Origin of the sequence: Streptomyces sp. 796.1, assembly GCF_047525675.1 — a bacterium.
Lineage (GTDB): Bacteria > Actinomycetota > Actinomycetes > Streptomycetales > Streptomycetaceae > Streptomyces.
Window position 1 is genome coordinate 1 of sequence record NZ_JBLIWA010000034.1, and the last position, 19,122, is coordinate 19,122.

Consider the following 19,122-nt stretch of genomic DNA (forward strand, 5'->3'; position numbering starts at 1 on the left):
CCCCGGGTCCGGTCGCCGCCGGGTCCGTACGGGCCGCGGGCGCGCAGCCGCTCGGCCTCGTCCCGGTAGGTACCGGGGGCCGGCCGGGCGCCGTCGCGGCGGGCGGCTGCTGGGGCGGGGCCGGGAGGTTCGCGGCGGGCGGCGTCCCGCGGGGTGGCCGCGTCGCGGCGGGCGGCGGCATCCCGGCGAGCGGCGGCATCGCGCGCGCCCTCGCGCGTACCCGGGCGGGCCTGGCCGCGGGGGGCCGGTCCGTCCTGGCGCGGTCCAACGCCCCGCTGCGGTCGCTCGGCGCGGTCCGTACGGTCGGATCTGCCGGCACGGTCTACGCGGTCTGCACGGTCAGCGCGACCGGTGCGGTCGGGGTCGATGGCCCGGCCCGGGCGGTCGGTCCGATCGGTGCGCCGGGCGCGGTCGGTCCAGGCCGCGCGCTCGTCGGCGCCGGTGCGGTCGGAGCGTGCGGGGCGGCCGGCCCGCTCGGCAGGGCCGGTGTCTTCGGCACGGAAGGGCGGACGCTCGCTGCGGCGCGGGCGCTCGGGCTGGCGAACACCGTCGCGGCGGGGCACGCCGCGCGGGCCCGCGCCGGCATCGGCGCCGCGGGCCCGGCCGAGGGCGCTGCGGTCGCCGAACGGCCCCTCGCCCCGGCGCCCTGGCACACCGCCCTGGTCGGCGCGGTCACGGTCGCGGGGGGTGCGGCTGCGCGGACCGCCGGCGTCGGGGTCGCCCTGCGCGGTGCGGCGCGGCGCGCCGGAGGGGCCGAGGTCACGCGCCGAACGGCGCGGCGGGCGGGCCGGATCGACGCGCTCGGGCTGCCGTCCGCGGGGCGCGTCGCGTCCGGGCCCTGCGGCCTCGTCCGCCTGGCGTCGGCGCTGGGCCTCGCGCGCGGCACGGCGCTCCTCCCACTCACGGGCGTCACTCGGCAGCCGGCCACCGCGCTGCTCCCCCGGCGCCCGGCCGCCCTCACGCGCGGGGCCCTGGTCGCGGCGCTCACCGGGGCCGCGCCGGTCACCGGGCTCGCGCGGGTCCCGTGGTTCCCTGCCGGTCATCGCCGGGCTCCCTCGTGAACGTGCGGCACAGCGTCACCTGCCGTGGGTCGGGATGGGGTTCGCCTGCTGCGGGGCGCCGGGGGCGTCCTGGCCTTCGGGCGCCGGCCCCGCGGCGGGCTGCTCCGGGGCCTGGCCCGCACCGGCAGGTGCGGTGGCGGGCGGTGCGGGTACGGCGGTGGGGGCGGCGCCTGGCTCGGTCTGGCGGGGCCCTGCGGCGGCGCCCGCTGCCGCACCGGCCGCACCGGACGCGCTCGCCGCGGGGGGCGGCGGCGACGGGGTGCCGGACGTGGTGGGACCAGCGGGGGTGGCGGTGGTCCGGGGCGTGGCCGGCGCGCGGAGGGCGGGCGGCGGCTGGGTCGCGGGCCCGCTCTGGGTGGTCGGCCGCCCGCTGGCCGGCGCGGGTACGCCGCGCACCGTGCCGTCGGGGTTCAAGAAGGCCGGGCCGCCACCGGGCACCAGGCCGAGTTCCCTGGCCCGCCGCTGGAGCGTGTCCGGCTGGGCGAGCTCGTCCACCTCCTGCTGGAGGGCCTGTTCCTCGTCGGTCAGGTCGTTGGTCTGCCGCTCCAGCCGGGACAGCTCGAACGAGCCCTGGTTGAGCGAGGAGTTCAGCAGCAGCAGGGTGATCAGGCCGGAGCCGAGGAGTAAGACGATCAGCAGGGCGAAGGGCGCCCGGCGCGCGGAACCCGCCGCTCCGGCGGGCCGCAGCCGGATCAGCCGCGGCGCCCGGCCCTCGCCGGTGCGGCGCGCCTGGCCGCTCACGGCGCGTCCTCCCGGATGCGCTGCGCGCCGCGCAACCGGGCCGGGGCGGCGCGCCGGTTCTCGGCCACCTCCTCCTCGGTGGGCAGTTCGGCGCCGCGGGTGAGCAGTTGCAGCCGCGGCTGGTACCGCTCGGGCACGACCGGCAGTCCCGGCGGTGCGGTGTTGGCGGCGCCGGCCGCGAACACCTGCTTGACCAGGCGGTCTTCCAGCGACTGGTAGGCGAGTACGGCGATCCGCCCGCCCACGGCCAGCCGCGAGACGGCGGCCGGGATGGCGCGCTCGACGCTCGATAGCTCGCCGTTGACCTCGATCCGCAGGGCCTGGAAGGTGCGCTTGGCCGGGTTGCCCCCGGTGCGCTTGGCGGCCTGCGGCAGCGCCGCCCGGATCAGGTCGACCAGCCGGGCGCTGTTGCGGAACGGTTCCTGCTCCCGCTCGCGCACCACCGCGTCCACGATCTTGCGGGCGAACTTCTCCTCGCCGTACGTCCGCAGCACCCGCACCAACTCGCCCGGCGGGTAGGTGTTGAGCACCTCGGCCGCGCTGATGCCGGTGGTCTGGTCCATGCGCATGTCCAGGGGTGCGTCCTGGGCGTAGGCGAAGCCGCGGTCGGCCTCGTCCAATTGCATGGAGGACACGCCGAGGTCGAAGAGGACGCCCTGCACCCGGGGGACGTCGAGCCGGTCCAGGACCTCGGGCAGCGTGTCGTAGACGGCGTGCACCAGGGTGGCCCGGTCGCCGTACGGGGCCAGGCGCTCGGCGGAGAGCTTGAGGGCGGCGGGGTCGCGGTCGAGCGCGATCAGCCGGGCGGCCGGGAAGGTCGCCAACAGCGCCTCGCTGTGTCCGCCGAGCCCCAACGTGCAGTCCACGACCACCGCCCCGGGCTCGGCCAGCGCCGGAGCGAGCAGGTCCAGACAGCGCTGGAGCATGACGGGTACGTGGAGAGCGTTGCTGCTCATGCGCCCTTCCAGAGAGGGTGGGCTGTCGCGTGCCGCCGGGTCCCCGCCCGCTCGCTGAAGGGGAAGCGGCCTACTGGCGCCGGGGAAGTGACGTCAGGCGGCCGGGAGCGGGAGGAGGCCGAGTGGCACGTACACGCCGCACACGCGGGAGATTTGTCGATTCGAAGGGGAGCGCCACGTCTCCCACTTCGCGTCACTTTAGTCCACTCGTCCCCTCGGTCAACCAACTGGCCAGCGCGTCTCCCACCCGTTCTTTACCGCCCGTTTCACCCGTACGGCGGACCAACCGCCCTCCTGTGGGTTACCTCACACCCGACCTAGTTGCTCGCCTTTGCCCCACCCTCCCGCGGCATGGGGGGCCGGTGGCGGTTACGGTCATGCCATGCCCACACCTGCACCTTCGCACCAGTCCTCCGCCCCCGCCGGCGACGGCGCCCCGCTGGGAACCGTGACCGACTCCCTGGTCGCCGCCAACGCGGAGTACGCGGCCACCTTCACCGACCCCGGCATGGACGCCCGTCCGGTGCGCCGGGTCGCGGTCGTCGCCTGCATGGACGCCCGGATCGACCTGCACGCCGCGCTCGGCCTCGAACTGGGTGACTGCCACACCATCCGCAACGCGGGCGGCGTGGTCACCGACGACATCATCCGCTCACTGACGATCAGCCAGCGCGCGCTCGGCACCCGCAGCGTGGTCCTGATCCACCACACCGACTGCGGTCTGCTCTCCCTCACCGAGGACTTCCGGCACGAGATCGAAGAAGAGGTCGGCCAGCGCCCGGCGTGGGCGGTGGAGGCGTTCCGCGACCTGGACGGTGACGTACGCCAGTCCATGCAGCGGGTGCGCACCTCGCCGTTCCTGCCGCACACGGACGACGTACGCGGCTTCGTCTTCGACGTGACCACCGGTCTACTGCGCGAGATCAGCCCGCGCGCCTGAGTCCCAGCACCACCCGCAGGTCCAGTGAGCACAGTGCCCAGCGACGTGCCTGTGCTCACCCTGCCACGGTCCACGCGCCGGCACGGCGGGCGCCGCGGACCAGGAAGGCGACGCCGAACCGGCGGCGCCACAGCCGCCAGGACGCAGCGCGCACGGCACCTCCGCACCGGGTTATCCACAGGCGAGTGACGGCGAGCGGCATTGGCGGCAAGAATGCCTAGGTGACATCGCCATCCGCCGTCGCGGGGCCCGATGTCGTGTTGTGCGGTGGACCGCTCCCCAGGGTTGGGCGCGGTCCGGGAACGGGCCGAGGAGGGCCGGGTGACGACCTATGACGAGCGAGCGAGCCTCAGCGATCTGACCACCACAGCGGATCGGGTCCGCAGGTCGGTGGAGGGTGTGATCGAGGGCAAGCCCGAGGTCGTACGGCTCTCGCTGACCGTGTTGCTGGCCGAGGGACACCTGTTGATCGAAGACGTCCCGGGCGTGGGCAAGACGATGCTGGCCAAGGCCCTGGCGCGGTCCATCGACTGCTCGGTGCGCCGCATCCAGTTCACCCCCGACCTGCTCCCCTCGGACATCACCGGGGTGAGCGTGTACGACCAGCAGCGCAAGGAGTTCGAGTTCAAGCCCGGTGCGATCTTCGCGCAGATCGTGATCGGTGACGAGATCAACCGCGCCTCGCCCAAGACCCAGTCCGCCCTCCTCGAATCGATGGAGGAGCGCCAGGTCACGATGGACGGCGAGACCCACGGGCTGCCCGACCCGTTCATGGTGGTGGCCACCCAGAACCCGGTCGAGATGGAGGGCACCTACCCGCTCCCCGAGGCGCAGCGCGACCGGTTCATGGCCCGCGTCTCCATCGGCTATCCGCACCCGGAGGCCGAGCTCCAGATGCTGGACGTGCACGGCGGTGTCTCCCCGCTGGACGCGATGCGCCCGGTGGCGCACGCGCACGAGATCGTGAAGCTGGTGGAGGCGGTGCGCGGGGTGCACGTGGCCGAGCCCGTGCGGCGGTACGTGGTGGAGTTGGTCTCCGCCACCCGCCACCACCCCGAGCTGCGGCTCGGCGCATCGCCGCGGGCCACGCTGCACCTGGTGCGGGCCGCGAAGGCCGCCGCCGCGCTCAGCGGCCGGGAGTACGTGCTGCCCGACGACGTCCAGGCGCTGGCCGTCTTCGTGCTGGCGCACCGCCTGCTGCCGACGGCGCAGGCACAGCTCAACCGCCGTACGGCGGAGCAGATCGTGGGCGAGATCCTGCACCGCACGCCGGTGCCATCGCCGTACGGCCAGCAGCCTCCGGGCGCCCGGAGGGCCTGATGTCCGCCGGGGGGAAGTCGGCGGGCCGCGATCCGAGCCCTGCGGGTCTGTACGTGGCGCTGGCCGGCCTGACGACGCGCGGCAGGTCCTTCCTCGCCGCCGGGCTGGCCGCCGCGGTGTGCAGCTTCGTGCTCGGCCAGGCGGACCTGCTGCGGGTGGGGCTGATGTTGGCCGCGCTGCCGCTGGTGTGCGTGGCCGTGGTCTACCGCACCCGCCACCAGGTGGCGGGCAGCCGGCGGCTGGACCCCGGCCGGGTGCCGGCGGCCTCGGAGGCCCGGGTGCAGTTGCGGATCGACAACGTGTCCCGGCTGCCCACCGGCGTGCTGATGCTCCAGGACCGGGTGCCGTACGTGCTGGGACCAAGGCCCCGCTTCGTGCTGGACCGGGTGGAGCCCGGCGGCCGGCGCGAGGTTTCCTACCGGGTCCGCTCCGACCTGCGCGGGCGCTATCCGCTGGGGCCGTTGCAGTTGCGGCTGGCCGACCCGTTCGGGATGTGCGAGCTGACCCGCGCCTTCAGCGGCTACGACACGCTGACGGTGGTGCCGCGGGCCGAACCGCTGCCGGCGGTGCGGCTGTCCGGCGAGGCCGCGGGGTACGGCGACGGCAGGTACCGCTCGCTGGCGCTGGCCGGCGAGGACGACGTGATCCCGCGCGGTTACCGGCACGGCGACGACCTGCGCCGGGTCCACTGGCGCTCCACCGCCCGGCACGGCGAGCTGATGGTGCGCCGCGAGGAGCAGCCGCGGCGTGCCCGCTGCACGGTACTGCTGGACACCCGGCGCACGGCCCATCGGGGCGCCGGCCCCGACTCGCCCTTCGAATGGGCCGTCTCGGGCGCGGCCTCGACCGCGGTGCACCTGCTGGAGCGGGGGTATTCGGTGCGGCTGCTGACCGACACCGGGAGTTCTGTGCCCGGCCATGACGGTGCGGGCGGCCACGCCAGCGCGCACGATTCGGCCGATGCCGCCGGGCTGCTGCTCGACACCCTCGCGGTCGTGGAGCACTCGGACGGCGCCGGCTTCTCGCGCGCCCACGACGTGCTGCGGCAGGGCAATGAGGGGCTGCTCGTCGCCTTCGTCGGCGAGCTGAATGAGGAGCAGGCGACGCTGCTCGCCCGGCTGCGCCAGCGCAGCGGGGTGGCCGTGGCGTTCGTGCTCGACGGTGCGGCCTGGGCGCGCGGCGCGGCCGGGACCGACCCGGGCCCGCTGGAGGAACGGCTGCGGCTGTTGCGGGACGCGGGCTGGGCGGCGTTGCCGGTCGCCCCGGGGATGGCGCTGCCCGAGCTGTGGCGCCAGGCGGACCAGTACCGGGCGCACCACAGCGGCGTCTCGGCACCGGGCGCGGCGAACGGAGGCTGGCAATGAGTGGGAGTGCGCGGCTGGCGGTGAGCGCCGCTCTGGCCACCCTCGCGGCGAGCTGTGCCCTGCTGCCGCTGGTCGACAGCTCGGGGTGGCTGTTGCAGGCGGTGGTGCTGCTCGCGGTGCAGACCGGGGTCGGGGTGCTGGCGCGCCGGGTGCCGCTGGCCCGCCCGCTGACCGTCGCGGCCCAGGCCGTTGCCGCCCTACTGCTGCTGACCTGGACGTTCGCCCGGGATCAGGCGCTGGGCGGGGTGGTCCCGAGCCCTGCGGTCTTCCGCGAGTTCGGCCGGTTGCTCTCGGCTGGCGTCGACGACGTCGAGAAGTACGCGATCCCGGCGCCGGACACCACGGGCATCGAGTTGCTGCTCGTCGGTGGGGTGTTGGTGATCGGCCTGGTGGTGGACGTGCTGGCGGTGACGTTCCGCAGTGCGGCGCCCGCCGGGCTGCCGCTGCTGGCCCTGTTCTCGATCGCGGCCGGCCTCTCCGACGGCGGCTCCGACTGGCTGTGGTTCCTGGTGGCCGGTGCGGGCTACCTGTTGCTGTTGCTGGCCGAGGGGCGCGACCGGCTGTCCCAGTGGGGTCGGGTGTTCAGCGGCGGGGCGGGCCCGCGCGGCCAGGGCCGGGCCTCGTCCGGCCTGGACGGGGCGGGCTCCTCGTCGTCCCCGCTGCGCACCGGCCGCCGGATCGGCGTGTTCGCGCTCGGCATCGCCCTGGCGGTGCCGGCCGTGCTGCCGTCCCTCGGCGGCGGCCTGCTCGACCAGAGCGCGAACGGCGGCGGCGACGGCAACGGCGGCACCATCTCGGCGGTCAACCCCCTGGTCTCGCTCCAGAACAGCCTGAACCAGCCGGACGACAAGGAGGTGCTGCGCTACCGCACCTCCACCACCGAGACCCAGGACCTGTACCTGCGCATCGTGGCCCTCGACCAGTTCGACGGCTCCTCGTGGAAGCCGTCCGAGCGCCGGGTGCAGGACGTGCCCGACCGTATGCCGTCCCCGCCGGGGTTGCGCTCCGACGTCCGGACCCAGCCCGTCGAGTCCGTCATCAAGGCCGCCGACTGGTACGCGCAGAATTGGCTCCCGCTCCCCTACCCGGCCTCCAGCGTGCGGCTGGACGGGCGGTGGCGCTTCGAGCCCGAGGGCCGCACGATCGTCGGCGACCGCGGCCAGAACACGCGCGGCATCCAGTACGAGGTGTCCAGCCTGGCCGTCCAGCCCACCGCGACCCAGCTCGCCCAGGCCCCGCCGCCCTCGCCCGAACTGCTCAGGGAGTACACGGAGGTGCCCGACTCGCTGCCCGCGATCGTGGCCGAGCGGGCGGACGAGGTGACCCGGGGGGCCCGCAACGCGTACGAGCAGGCCGTCAAGTTGCAGGACTGGTTCACGCTGGAAGGCGGCTTCCGGTACGACACGCAGGTGGAGGCGGGCAGCGGCAGCAAGGCCATCGCGCGCTTCCTCAAGGACCGCGAGGGGTTCTGCGTCCACTTCTCGTTCACGATGGCGGCCATGGCCAGGACCCTGGGCATCCCGGCCCGCGTGGCGGTCGGCTTCACCCCGGGCGCGGCCCAGACGGACGGTTCCATGTCGGTGGGGCTGCGGGACGCCCACGCCTGGCCCGAGCTGTACTTCGAGGGCGTGGGCTGGACCCGCTTCGAGCCGACGCCCAGCCGCGGCACCCAGCCCGACTACACGATCGACGAGTTGCCCGCGGACGACGGTTCGACCGACCCGCTGCCGCAGCCGAGCCGCTCGCAGGAGTCCTCGGCCGCGCCCTCGCCGTCCGAGAGCTGCACGCCCGACCTGAAGCGGCTGGGTGACTGCGGCGGTCCGGCGCCGAAGGAACCGGACGACCCCGACCGGGACAGCGGCACCCCCTGGGGCAAGATCACGCTGATCGGTTCGGGTGCGCTGGCGGTGCTGGTCCTCCCGCTGCTGCCGATGCTGTGGCGGCTGCGGACCCGCAGCCGTCGGCTCGGTGCACCACCGGGACGCCGGACGGACGCCGCCACGGCCCGTACGGAGGCCGCGTGGCAGGAGTTGCTCGACACCGGCTGGGACTACGGCATACCGCCGGACGATTCGCTGACGCCGCGCAAGGCGGCAGCGCGGATCGTCGACGGGGGCGGGCTGACCGGGCCACCCGCGGCTGCCGCGCAGCGGTTGGCGGCGGCCGTGGAGGAGACCTGGTACGCGCCGCATCCGCAGCCGGTGGCGGGGCTGTCCGAGGACGTCCGCCTGGTGACGGCCGGGCTCCGCGACACCGCCACCCGGCCCACCCGGCTGCGTGCGCTGTTGCTGCCCCGGTCGGCGTCGCGGGTGGCCACCCAGTTCGCGCTGCGGCGGGCCGCCTGGGCGGACCGCTGGCGCACCTCGCGCTGGCAACGCAGGCTGACCGGCCTCCGCTTCCCGTACCGCCAGCGCGGCTGACCACGTTCCCCGGGCGGCTTCCCACCGCCCGGGGCCAGCCATTCCGAGAACCGGGCCCGCCCGGGGGGCCCGGGTGCGGGCCCGGTTCTCGCACGGGAGGACGGGCCCCGGCACGGGCCGAGAGCAGGGCCGAGACCACCAGGGCCGAGCACGCAAAAGAGCTGTGGGGGTCATCTCCTTCGAGATGCTCCGCCCACAGCTCCTTGTCGTGCCCAGTGGCTCAACGGCCTCGTCCGGTGCCCCGCGAACGGGGTGACGGCGAGGGTTCTGGCGCCGCACGGGAGGCCCGTACCCCCGCGTCCGTGACGCCTCGGATGTCGCTGTTAGTGGCCCTGCTCATCGCGGCGACGCTGCCACCGCTGCTCGATGCGGTTCATGACCGAGCGACGCTGCTGCCGGCTCGGGCCGCGCGATGCAGCCGCGCCACCGCCACCGCCCCGCGCCTGCTCGCCCGGCTTGGGTGCCTTGCGCCAGCCGGTCACGGCCAGCACGGCGCAGCCCAGCATGACGAGGAAGCCCACCACGCTGATCCAGATCTGCTGGGCAACCATCCCAGTCATGAGGAGCGCGATGCCTGCCAGAAAACCCGCGACCGCCTGGTAGACCCGTCGCCGGGTGTACGTACGCAGGCCGCTACCCTCAAGCGCCGTCGCGAATTTGGGATCTTCGGCGTACAGCGCTCGCTCCATCTGCTCGAGCATGCGCTGCTCGTGCTCCGAGAGCGGCACGGAGTCCTCCTACTCGTCGGTCGCGGGGGGCGACCGGGGTGCGACCCTTCCAGGATAGGCAGGGAATCGCCCCCGTGAAACCCGCCCCTCTGCGCCAATTCACCCACCAGTACCGCAGTGGTGCCTGATGGCTCTGAGACGTCCATTCCCCACCCACCGACCCGCCATGCCGGACCGTATGCCCTCGATCATACGGGGGGAACAGGCTGATCGGGTGGCCTGTGGCCGACTGCACGCCTGCCCCACGACCTTTGTCGCGCGCTAGTCCACGCGAGTGACGGTTGGGGCAAGATTCAGGGCTGCTCGGCCAGTACGTGCAACTGGGTGGCGACCGAGTGGAAAGCAGGCTGTTCCGCCGCTGCTGCCTCAAGACGCAGCAGGGCTTCCATCGCGCCGGGCTCGGTGTCCACCAGGACGCCGGGGACGAGGTCGGCGAAGACGCGCACGCCGTGCACCGCGCCGACCCGCAGCCCGGCGGCCGTCACCAGTTCGGAGAGCTGATCGGCGGTGAAGCGGTGCGGCACCGGGTCGCCGGCGCCCCAGCGTCCCGCCGGGTCGGTGAGCGCCTGCCTGGCCTCGGTGAAGTGGCCGGCGAGGGCGCGGGCGAGCACGGCGCCACCGAGCCCCGCCGCGAGCAGGCTGAGCACGCCGCCGGGCCGCAGCGCGGCGACGGCGTTGCGCACGCCCTCGGCCGGGTCGTCCACGTACTCCAGGACGCCGTGGCAGAGGACCACGTCGTACCCGCCGCGGTCCACCACGTCGAACAGGCCGTGCGCATCGCCCTGCACACCGCGCACCCGGTCGGCCACGCCCGCCTCAGCGGCCCGGCGCTCCAGCGCGAAGAGCGCATTGGGGCTGGGGTCCACGACGGTGACCCGGTGGCCGAGCCGGGCGACGGGCACGGCGAAGTTCCCCGTGCCGCCGCCGGTGTCCAGGACGTCCAGGGCGTCACGCGCTCCTGTGCCGCCCTGGACCTCGGCCTTGACTCGACGGTCCAGGGCGTCCTTGAGCACCTCCCAGACCACTGCGGTACGGAGGGACGCACGGGGGCGCATCGGGTCTGACACAGCGGGTGGCTCCTCGGCGCGGTGCCCGCACGGCCTGCGGCGGTGCGGGCGAGAAACTGACGTCGTTGGGCCCCAGCCTATTGCCTCGGGAGCCGCGCCCGGGCGCGGGCGCGGTGCGGGTCAGTGCTCCGCCGCGTCCTCGCGTGGTGCCTGCCGGGGCAGCACGGGTTGCAGCACCAGCATGCGTTCCACGATGCGGAGGAACATGCCGGCGTCGCGCAGCAGGTCATCCGCGTCGCGGTCGCTCGCCGCGCCCGGTATGCCCGCCTCCGCCCGCGCTCGGCGGGCGGCGCCGGAGGCGAACAGCGCGCTCCATTCGGTCAGCTCGGGCGCCACCTCGGGAAGCACTTCCCAGGCGCTGCGGATGCGTTGCCTGCGTCGGGGGTTGGTCTCGGGTCGGCCGTGGACGGCGAGGACGGCGGCTGCGGTGCGCAGGGCCGCGAGGTGTGCGGTGGCGAAACGCTCGTTGGGGACGGCGAGGACGGCTGCCTCCTCCAGTCCCTGGTGGGCCTGGGTGAGGAGATCGAGGGCCGCGGGTGGGGCCGTGGCACGGCGGATGACGGGGTGGACATCGCTCGCGGGGCCGGGCAACGAAGGGGCAGCGGCGGCACGGTGCCGTCGTGCGGCGGCGGTACTGGCCATGACGAACCTCCTGTCGTCGTTGGGCGGCCCACCGTGTGGTATTGGGGCCGCCTTATGTGCCCATCGTGGGGCACACCACTGACAATCGGCCCTGACCTGCACTGATGCGGGGTGCGGCGGCGTCTGTCGGCGGGTCGTGGCGGGTGTTGTGGGTGCCGTACGGGTGTGGTCGGCGGCGCTCGGTGAGCGGGGCACGGTCGGGCCCTCGACCGCGCCCTGTGGACGGCGATCACATCGCGCCGATTCCCCGCCGCGCCGCCCGGCCGCCCGGCCCCGCCACCCGCGCCCAGCGCCAGCATCAGCACCGGCCCCACCCCCAGTCCCGCACCCGGCGATACACCCCAAATGCACCCCGCCAGGTCCAGCAATGCATACTTTTTGAACTGACCAGTCAGATCAAAGGAGTCTCGTGTTCCGTTCCCCTCGTTCCGCCGAGGAGGTCCACTCCCGGGCCGGGGCGGCCGTCACGGCCGAGGGGCTGGGTGTGCGCGGGCCGCGCGGCTGGGCGTTCCGTGACGTCAGCGTGGCCGCCGGGCCCGGCGACCTGCTCGCCGTCGTGGGCCCGTCCGGTTCGGGCCGCACCTGTCTGCTCCTCGCGCTCACCGGCCGGATGCGCATCGCCGCGGGCCGCGCCGAGGTGGCCGGCCACCGGCTGCCGCGGCAGATGTCGGCCGTACGCCGCGTCACCGGGCTCGGCCCCGTACCCGGCGTCAGCGACCTCGAACCCGCGCTCACCGTCGCCGAGCAACTGCACGAACGCGCCCTGCTCGCGCGCCGCTTCGACGGCCCGGTCCGCGGCCTGTTCCGGCCCCGCCGGGAGCGCGCCGCCACATCGCGCGCCCGCATCGAAGACGCGCTCCACCGGGTGGGTTGGGAACTGACGGAGCTGCCCAAGGGGCCGCGTACCGCCGTACGCGACCTGGAGCGGCTTGAGGCGCTGCGCCTCTCCGTCGCGCTCGCCCTGATCGGCGCGCCCCGACTGGTCGCCGTCGACGACGTCGACCTCAAGCTCGGGCCGGCCGATCGGGAGCACGCCTGGTCGCTGTTGCGGGGTGTCGCCGATGGCGGCACGACGGTGCTCGCGGTGTGCAGCGAGCCGCCGCCCGGCGCCGTCGTGGTCTCCACCGACCCGGCCGACCACGCCCTGACGGACGCCGCTGAACGGGTCGAGGCAGGGACGGAGACAGAGCCCGGGACACAGCCGGCGCCACAGGCAGAGCCAGGCACACCGCCAGGAGCAGCGCTTCGCGCCCCCGCGGCGCGCCGCGCAGGACACCGGGACCAGGCATCCGATGAAGGGACGTGCGATGCGATCGCCGAAACTGGCCGCGCTTGAGCTCAGGCGGTTCGGACGGGGCAAGCTGCCGCGGGTCGCGCTGGTCACGATCATGCTGCTGCCGCTGCTCTACGGGGCGCTGTACCTGTGGTCGTTCTGGGACCCGTACACGCGGCTGGACAAGCTTCCGGTCGCCCTGGTCAACGCCGATGCGGGGGCCACGGTCGACGGCGAGGAGGTGGCCGTGGGCGACGAGTTGGTCAAGAACCTGCGGAAGAGCAACACCTTCGACTGGCAGGAGACCAGCCCGGAACAGGCGCGCGACGGGGTGGAGAAGGGGCGGTACTACCTGTCACTGACGGTGCCGTCCGACTTCAGCGACCGGATCGCGTCGAGCGCCGGCGACGCGCCGGAGGCCGGCGCGCTCCAGGTACACACCAACGATGCGAACAACTACCTCGTCGGATCCATCTCGCGCACCGTGTTCTCCGAGGTCAGGGCCGCAGCGTCGACCAAGGCGTCGCGCGGTTTCTACGACAAGATCTTCGTGAGCTTCTCCGACCTGCACGGCAAGACGGCGGACGCGGCCAAGGGCGCCGACGACCTCGGCACCGGCATCGGCAAGGCGAAGGACGGCGCCGACAAGCTCCACAAGGGGCTCGACAAGGCCGAGCAGGGCAGCAAGTCGCTCAAGGGCGGCGTGACGAAGCTGCACTCCGGCGCCGGCCGGCTCAAGACCGGTGCGGGGGACGTCGCCGCTGGCACCCAGCAACTCGCCGACAAGGTCAATGCGGCCTACCGGGACAACGCGCACGCCCGCGACTTCCTCAAGGAGCACGGCGCCGAGATCGGCAAGGCCGCCAAGCTGGTCGCCGACGCCTCGCAGCGCATCGGCGACGACCTCGGCACGCTCCCGGCGACCACCGCGACCGCGGCCGGCACGGCGCGGTCGGCGGCCGATGAACTGGCCGCGGCGTACCGCACCCAGTGCGCGACCGACGGCACCACGACGCCCCGCCCGACCCCCACGGGCACCAGCGCCAACACCGGTACCAGTGCTCGTACGAGTGCCGGTGCCGGTACGGCCGGAACCACCGACGGCGGCCTCCCCTCCCCCACCGCGCCGCCCAACGGTACGGACGGCGCGGGCACCAAGGCGCCGGCCGCCCCCAGCGCGTCTCCGCGCGCCCCCGGGGCGAGCGCGGTGCCGGACGGCGCCGCCTGCGGGCCGCTCCGCGACGCGGTGGCCGCGGCGCGCAGCACCGCCGAGGTGGCCGAGGACCTCAACGCGCTGGTGCAGCAGAACACCACCGGCCTCGCCACGCTCGCCGGCGACCTGGGCGAGGTCCGCGACAAGGCGCGTTGGCTGGCGCGGCACGCGCCGGGGCTCGGCCAGGACGTCGACTCCGCGGTGGCCAAGATCAACGCTCTGAACGCCGGCGCCCACCAGGTCGCCACCGGCGCCACGGAACTGCACACCGGCCTCACCGGTGCCAAGAACGGCGCCACCTCGCTGCACACCGGCGTCGATGACCTGCACACCGGCGCGGGCGACCTCGACGGTGGCCTGTTCAAGCTGGTGGACGGCTCGGAGAAGCTGGCCGGCGGGTTGCACGACGGGGCCCGCAAGATCCCCGACCTGGGCAAGGACGAGCGGGACGCCCGTACGGAGGTGATGGCCGACCCGGTCAAGCTGGCCGCCCAGTCGCTGCACAAGGCGCCGAACTACGGGACCGGATTCGCCCCGTACTTCATCCCGCTCTCGCTCTGGGTCGGTGTGATGGTCGCGTACATGCTCATCCAGCCGCTGAACCGGCGGGCGCTCGCGGCCGGGGCCTCGCCGGTGCGGATCGCCTTGGCGGGCTGGCTGCCGGTGGCCGCGATCGGAGTGGTCCAGACGGCCGTGCTGCTGGCGGTGCTGCACTGGGGGCTCGGCCTCCAGATGGCGCGCACCGCCGGGACCGCCGCCTTCCTGACGCTGGCGACCTGCTGTTTCGCCGCCATCGTGCAGTGGCTCAACGCCCGCTTCGGGCCGGCCGGGCGGATTCTCGTCCTCGCCCTGTTGATGCTCCAGTTGACGTCGGCCGGTGGCACGTACCCGGTGCAGACCAGCCCGGCGTTCTTCAACGCGCTGCATCCGTTGCTGCCCATGAGCTACGTGGTGGACTCGTTGCGCCGGCTGATCACCGGCGGTGACCTGACGCCCGTCTGGCAGGGCAGCGTGGTGCTGGCGGCGTTCACGCTCGGCGCGCTCGCGCTGACCACGGTGACCGCCCGGCGCAAGCAGGTGTGGTCGGTGGACCGGCTGCACCCGGAGCTCACACTGTGAGCGACGGTGCCCCGCCGTCCCCGCGGGCGGGCAGAATCGGGGTCATGGACACCAGCGCTCCACCCACCCCGAAACGGCCCGCGGGGACGGCCTCCGACAAGCGGCGCGAGACCACCCGGCGCAAGCTCTTCGAAGCCGCGGTCACGCTCATCGCCGAACAGGGCTTCTCCTCCACCACCGTGGAGGAGATCGCCGAACGCGCGGGGGTGGCGAAGGGCACCGTCTACTACAACTTCGCGAGCAAGTCCGTCCTGTTCGAGGAATTGCTGCGGCACGGCATCGAACTGCTGCGGGACGCCCTGCAACGGGCCACCGACGAGGCCACCGCGCGCGGTGGCAACAGCATCGACGCCCTGGACGCGATGATCAGGGCCGTCCTGGTGTTCATCGACCGCTATCCGGCGCTGACCCAGCTCTACGCCGCCGAGCTGTGGCGCACCAACCGCGCGTGGCAGTCCACGCTGATGGTGGTGCGGGCGCAGGTGCTCGCCGTGATCGAGTCCGTGCTGCGGGACGGGGTGGCCAAGGACGAGTTGAGCGCGGAGATCGACATCGGTCTCACCGCGTCGGCCCTGTTCGGGATGGTTCTGGTGGCGGCGCTCGACTGGCGCTCGTACCAGCCGCAGCGCTCCATCGACGAGGTGCACGCCGCGCTGTCCCTGCTGGTCCAGGGCCGGGTCTCAGGCACCGGGGCGACCGGCCGGGGCACCGCCGAGGACGCCGCCCAGGGCGCCGAGGGGTGACGCCCGGCACCTGATGCGCGACAGCGCGGGCGGGCCGTCCGGTACGCGCCGGGCGGGCGGCGACCGGTCCCAGGGAAGCGGTACGGGGCGGGCGGGGCGGAGAGCGATACAGGGCAGAGGGAGCGGTACGGAACGGGGCGGGGCGGGGCGGAGGGAACGGGGCAGGAACGGGAAAGGCGCTGTCCTGGCGCCGATCGATCCCCCTCGACCGGCCCCGGAACAGCGCCTCTGTTGCTCCCCCGTGCTCCCCCGTGCCCGATCGTCCCGAGGCGTGCGCCCCGTGCGGGGCCCCCGGGGCGACCCACCCCCGACGACGGGGCCGCCGCGCCGTTCCGCCGCCCCGTGTCGGCGGTGCGGCGCCAGCGTCCCTGTCGCGCCCCTCACTCTTCCGGCTGACCAGGGCGGACCCCATCCGCCCGGCTACTCATCTGGGCATCTAGGTACGGGTACCTAGACGGTGGGTGGCGCGGCCCTGGCCCGGGCGTTGTCAGTGGTGGCGGATACAGTCGCTGGCATGGCACGGATTGCGGTGATCGGCGCCGGGATGGGCGCGATGGCAGCCGCCGCCAGGCTGGCCGTCGCGGGCCACCGGGTGGCGGTGTACGAGCGTGGGGACACGCACGGCGGCGGTGTCGGCCGGCTGGAGCGGGACGGCTTCCGCTTCGACACCGGCCCCGGGCTGCTGCACCTGCCTGCGGTCTACCGCGATCTGTTCGTGAAGACCGGCAAGGAGCCGCTGGAGCAGTGCGTGGAGCTGCGCCAGGTCGACCCGGCCGGCGCGCACGTCTTCGCCGACGGCACCGCGCTCACCCTGCCGAACGCGTCCCGCGCGGGCGTGGTCGGCGCGCTGGACGGCGCGTTCGGCGCCGGTGCCGGTGAGCGGTGGAGCGATCTGATCAACCGGGCGCGCGAGGTCTGGGACGCCACCCGGCGCCCACTCCTGGAAGAGCCGCTGCGCGCCGACCCGACGGCGCTGGGCGATGACCCGTATCCGGCGCTGCGGCGCGCCTGGTGGCGGCGCGGCCCGGCGCCGCTGGCCAAGGTCGCCCGCCGGGAGCTGGCCGATCCGCGGCTCGCCGCCCTCCTGGAGGCCCACGCCCTGGCGTACGGCCTCGACCCGCGCCACGCCCCGGCCAGCGCGACCGTGCTGGCCTACCTGGAGCAGACCTTCGGCAGTTGGTACGTCCGGGGTGGGGTGCGGGCGCTGGCCGACGCGTTGTACGAGCGGTGCCTGGCCCGCCGGGTGGAGTTCACCTTCGGCGCGGAGGCCAGTGCCGTGTTGGTCAAGGACGGTCGGGCGGCGGGCGTCGAGTTCGCCGACGGCACCGTGGTCGACGCGGACCTGGTCGTGGCCGGCGTCGACCCGGCGGGCCTGGCACGGCTGCTCCCGCCGCGGTTCGCCACGGAAGGTCCCCACGGCGCTGCGGACCCCGCTGGGGCTGGCAGTGCGGGCGGCGCCGGGGCGGCGGCGGGAGGCGGGCAGCTCGGCCGGTTCTCCGTGCTGCTGGCGCTGCGCGGCGCCCGGCCCGCGGGCACGGCACACCGCACGGTGGTGCACCCGGCGGACCCCGATGCCGAGTATGCGGAACTGTTCCCGGCGCGCCCCGGCCGGCGGGCGACGGCCGACGGGCCCGGGGGCGGGGTGGCCCGGCAGCCGACGGTGACGGTGCTGCGCCCGGACGACCGGGAGCTGGTGCCGGACGGTGACCACGAGGCGGTGACGCTGACGTCGGCGGCCCGCCCGCACCCCGCGGTGGACTGGACCGACCCGGCGGTGGCCGAGCAGGCGGCCCAGCGGCTGCTGGCCGCCGCGGCTGCGGCCTTGCCGGAGCTGTCCGAGCGGCTGCTCTGGCGTGAGATACGCACGCCGTGCGACACGGCTCGGGACACCGGCGTGGCGAGCGGCGCCGTGCCGGCCCCCGCGCTCGCCGGCGCGGGCGGCGCCCACCTGGCCCCGGCCAACGTCACTCCGCTGCCGGGCCTGTACCGGGTCGGCGGCTGGTCCCACCCGGGCGGCGGGCTCGCCCACGCGGGCATGTCCGGCGCCATGGTCGCGGGCCTGATCGTGGACGGGGCTGACTGGCGCGGCTCGCAGTAGGCGCGACCACCCGACGGCGGGCGACCGGCGCGAGAGGGTGACCCGCCGGCGCGGGCAGGGGGCGACGTGGCCGGTGGCTGGCTGGCGGGCGACGTGGCTGGTGCTGGCGGCGCGGGGCGCCCTCGGGCTGCCCGTCCGCCGCGGCGCACACCGGCCCGCTGGCGCTGCCCCGCCGGCCCGCGAGCAGCAGCGCGGCCCGTCAGTAGCGGTACTGCTCGTCGTGGCCGGTGTGCCGCTGGTCGGGGTCGTACGACGGGTAGGGCTGGGGCGGGGCGACGGGGAGTTCGCCGTCGCGTTGTTGGGGGACCCAGACGCCGTCCGGCGGGGTCTGCGAGCCGGGGGCCTGGGCCTGGTAGGGCTGAGGCGTCCCGTAGCCGTCCGCCGGGTAGTCGCCCGATCCGTACGCACCGGCGGCCGGGCCGCCGGCCGGCCCCGGGTCGTAGCCGTCGGTGCCGTACCCCGCCGGGCCCGCATAGCCGGCGCCCGCCGCGTACCCGCCGGGCCCGTAGTCGCCCTGGTCGTAGCCGTCCTGGCCGTAGGCGCCCGCGGCGTAGCCGTCCTGGGGCGGGGACTGCTGGTCGTAGGGGGCGTGCGGGCCGGGGGCGTAGCCGTCCGGGGCGAAGGGGTCGGGGGTGCCGAGCGGGCCGGGGCCGTAGTCGTCGGGGGAAGCGGTGTGGGCGTACGGGTCGTCCGCGGGCGGGTGCGCCGGCGGGGCGCCGTAGGGCTGCTCCTGGTAGCCGGCGTACGGGGTGCCGTATCCGTCGTAGCCGTCGCCGGCCGGCGGCGGGTAGCCGTGCTGGCCGTCGGCGGCGTCGTGGCCCGCGTAGGCCGCGTAGGCCGGGTGGCCCGTGCCGTCGTCACCGGCCGGGGCCTGGTCGCCCGCCGCCGCGTACCCGGCGTCCGGCGCGTTGGCCGGCGGGGCGGTGGCGGGGCCGAGGCCGTAGATGCCGTAGCCGTCGGTGTCGTCGGGCAGCGGCTCAGGCTGGTAGGTCGGCACCGGGGCCGGGGCGGTCGCGGGCGGCGGCGGTGTCGCCTCGTCGGCCTGGAGGTCGGAGACGCGCAGCGTGGGTTCGGAGACCTCGGCGGCAGCGCCGCGGCGGCGCTTGCTGCCGGCGGACCCGCGCCCGGCGGACGCCCGCCCGCCGGCCCCGTTCGCGGGGCGGCGCAGCGCCCAACCGGTGGCGAAGCCGCGCCGGAAGGAGAGCGTGACGTAGGTCTGGCCGACCGCGAAGGCCGCCGCGCCCGCCGCGATCACCAGGACCGACGGCAGGACGACGCCGACCACCACGCCGAGGAAGCCGCCGAAGGCCAGCAGCCGCCAGCGCAACCGCGCCTTGTACTGGAGCAGCACCTCGCCGAGCAGCCACAGTGCGACGACGCCGAACGCGCAGTAGAGGACCGCCCAGCCCATGTACGCCCCTCTCGTCCGGCCGTCAG

Annotated in this window: 14 protein-coding genes and 1 pseudogene; 8 read left to right on the forward strand and 7 right to left on the reverse strand. The window is 75.0% G+C overall.

All coding sequences use genetic code 11. From position 1 onward, the window contains the following. The 3 genes and pseudogenes from ACMA1D_RS22065 to rsmH form a co-directional block, all read right to left on the reverse strand. Positions 1–1,043: pseudogene (locus ACMA1D_RS22065) on the reverse strand (hypothetical protein); the annotation flags it as partial. Positions 1,044–1,076: 33 nt separating this feature from the next. Further along, on the reverse strand, positions 1,077–1,802 hold the full coding sequence (locus ACMA1D_RS22070) for a septum formation initiator family protein (RefSeq protein WP_414725747.1): 726 nt from the start codon (positions 1,800–1,802) through the stop codon (positions 1,077–1,079). Continuing rightward, a complete protein-coding gene (gene rsmH, locus ACMA1D_RS22075) occupies positions 1,799–2,758 on the reverse strand; it encodes a 16S rRNA (cytosine(1402)-N(4))-methyltransferase RsmH (protein WP_414725748.1) in 960 nt (319 codons plus the stop codon). The genes ACMA1D_RS22070 and rsmH overlap by 4 nt, the downstream gene beginning before the upstream one ends. A 382-nt stretch (positions 2,759–3,140) precedes the next feature. On the opposite strand from rsmH, the gene ACMA1D_RS22080 reads away from it, so the two are divergent. The 4 genes from ACMA1D_RS22080 to ACMA1D_RS22095 all read left to right on the forward strand — a co-directional run bounded on the left by ACMA1D_RS22080 (position 3,141) and on the right by ACMA1D_RS22095 (position 8,802). Then, positions 3,141–3,698, forward strand: coding sequence for a beta-class carbonic anhydrase (locus tag ACMA1D_RS22080; RefSeq protein ID WP_414725749.1), 558 nt, complete (start codon positions 3,141–3,143; stop codon positions 3,696–3,698). 321 nt (positions 3,699–4,019) lie between these two features. Beyond that, positions 4,020–5,018 carry an AAA family ATPase gene (locus tag ACMA1D_RS22085; protein ID WP_414725750.1) on the forward strand — a complete coding sequence of 333 codons (999 nt, stop codon included), beginning with the start codon at positions 4,020–4,022 and terminating at the stop codon, positions 5,016–5,018. Continuing rightward, positions 5,018–6,382: a DUF58 domain-containing protein gene (locus ACMA1D_RS22090; protein WP_414725751.1), complete on the forward strand. Its 1,365-nt coding sequence runs from the start codon at positions 5,018–5,020 to the stop codon at positions 6,380–6,382. Before ACMA1D_RS22085 ends, ACMA1D_RS22090 begins: the two co-directional genes overlap by 1 nt. Further along, positions 6,379–8,802, forward strand: a complete 2,424-nt coding sequence (locus ACMA1D_RS22095; RefSeq protein ID WP_414725752.1) for a transglutaminaseTgpA domain-containing protein — start codon at positions 6,379–6,381, stop codon at positions 8,800–8,802. The genes ACMA1D_RS22090 and ACMA1D_RS22095 overlap by 4 nt, the downstream gene beginning before the upstream one ends. A 323-nt stretch (positions 8,803–9,125) precedes the next feature. Here the strand turns inward: ACMA1D_RS22095 and ACMA1D_RS22100 are convergent, their stop codons facing one another. The 3 genes from ACMA1D_RS22100 to ACMA1D_RS22110 form a co-directional block, all read right to left on the reverse strand. Continuing rightward, positions 9,126–9,530, reverse strand: a complete 405-nt coding sequence (locus ACMA1D_RS22100; protein ID WP_414725753.1) for a DUF3040 domain-containing protein — start codon at positions 9,528–9,530, stop codon at positions 9,126–9,128. Between the two features lie 293 nt (positions 9,531–9,823). Continuing rightward, complete coding sequence (locus ACMA1D_RS22105) at positions 9,824–10,597, reverse strand: class I SAM-dependent methyltransferase (protein ID WP_414725754.1); 774 nt, start codon at positions 10,595–10,597, stop codon at positions 9,824–9,826. Positions 10,598–10,717: 120 nt separating this feature from the next. Beyond that, on the reverse strand, positions 10,718–11,239 hold the full coding sequence (locus ACMA1D_RS22110; protein WP_414725755.1) for an SAV_6107 family HEPN domain-containing protein: 522 nt from the start codon (positions 11,237–11,239) through the stop codon (positions 10,718–10,720). Positions 11,240–11,648: 409 nt separating this feature from the next. Between ACMA1D_RS22110 and ACMA1D_RS22115 the strand changes: the two genes are divergently transcribed. The 4 genes from ACMA1D_RS22115 (at position 11,649) to ACMA1D_RS22130 (ending at position 17,685) form a co-directional block, all read left to right on the forward strand. After that, complete coding sequence (locus tag ACMA1D_RS22115; protein WP_414725756.1) at positions 11,649–12,575, forward strand: ATP-binding cassette domain-containing protein; 927 nt, start codon at positions 11,649–11,651, stop codon at positions 12,573–12,575. Continuing rightward, complete coding sequence (locus ACMA1D_RS22120) at positions 12,547–14,844, forward strand: YhgE/Pip family protein (protein ID WP_414725757.1); 2,298 nt, start codon at positions 12,547–12,549, stop codon at positions 14,842–14,844. Before ACMA1D_RS22115 ends, ACMA1D_RS22120 begins: the two co-directional genes overlap by 29 nt. Before the next feature lie 44 nt (positions 14,845–14,888). Further along, positions 14,889–15,587, forward strand: coding sequence for a TetR/AcrR family transcriptional regulator (locus ACMA1D_RS22125; RefSeq protein WP_414725758.1), 699 nt, complete (start codon positions 14,889–14,891; stop codon positions 15,585–15,587). Positions 15,588–16,101: 514 nt separating this feature from the next. Beyond that, positions 16,102–17,685 (forward strand): phytoene desaturase family protein, encoded by a 1,584-nt coding sequence (locus tag ACMA1D_RS22130; RefSeq protein WP_414725759.1) that lies wholly within the window; start codon positions 16,102–16,104, stop codon positions 17,683–17,685. Positions 17,686–17,884: 199 nt separating this feature from the next. Here ACMA1D_RS22130 and ACMA1D_RS22135 read toward each other — a convergent pair whose 3' ends face one another. Next, positions 17,885–19,096 (reverse strand): hypothetical protein, encoded by a 1,212-nt coding sequence (locus ACMA1D_RS22135; RefSeq protein ID WP_414725760.1) that lies wholly within the window; start codon positions 19,094–19,096, stop codon positions 17,885–17,887. Positions 19,097–19,122: the final 26 nt, after the last annotated feature.

Bases quoted from the DNA above. Each gene is read 5' to 3' on its own strand.
- rsmH (WP_414725748.1), bottom strand. From the start codon at position 2,758: ATGAGCAGCAACGCTCTCCACGTACCCGTCATGCTCCAGCGCTGTCTG.
- ACMA1D_RS22080 (WP_414725749.1), top strand. From the start codon at position 3,141: ATGCCCACACCTGCACCTTCGCACCAGTCCTCCGCCCCCGCCGGCGAC.
- ACMA1D_RS22090 (WP_414725751.1), top strand. From the start codon at position 5,018: ATGTCCGCCGGGGGGAAGTCGGCGGGCCGCGATCCGAGCCCTGCGGGT.
- ACMA1D_RS22095 (WP_414725752.1), top strand. From the start codon at position 6,379: ATGAGTGGGAGTGCGCGGCTGGCGGTGAGCGCCGCTCTGGCCACCCTC.
- ACMA1D_RS22110 (WP_414725755.1), bottom strand. From the start codon at position 11,239: ATGGCCAGTACCGCCGCCGCACGACGGCACCGTGCCGCCGCTGCCCCT.
- ACMA1D_RS22120 (WP_414725757.1), top strand. From the start codon at position 12,547: ATGCGATCGCCGAAACTGGCCGCGCTTGAGCTCAGGCGGTTCGGACGG.
- ACMA1D_RS22125 (WP_414725758.1), top strand. From the start codon at position 14,889: ATGGACACCAGCGCTCCACCCACCCCGAAACGGCCCGCGGGGACGGCC.
- ACMA1D_RS22130 (WP_414725759.1), top strand. From the start codon at position 16,102: ATGGCACGGATTGCGGTGATCGGCGCCGGGATGGGCGCGATGGCAGCC.
- ACMA1D_RS22135 (WP_414725760.1), bottom strand. From the start codon at position 19,096: ATGGGCTGGGCGGTCCTCTACTGCGCGTTCGGCGTCGTCGCACTGTGG.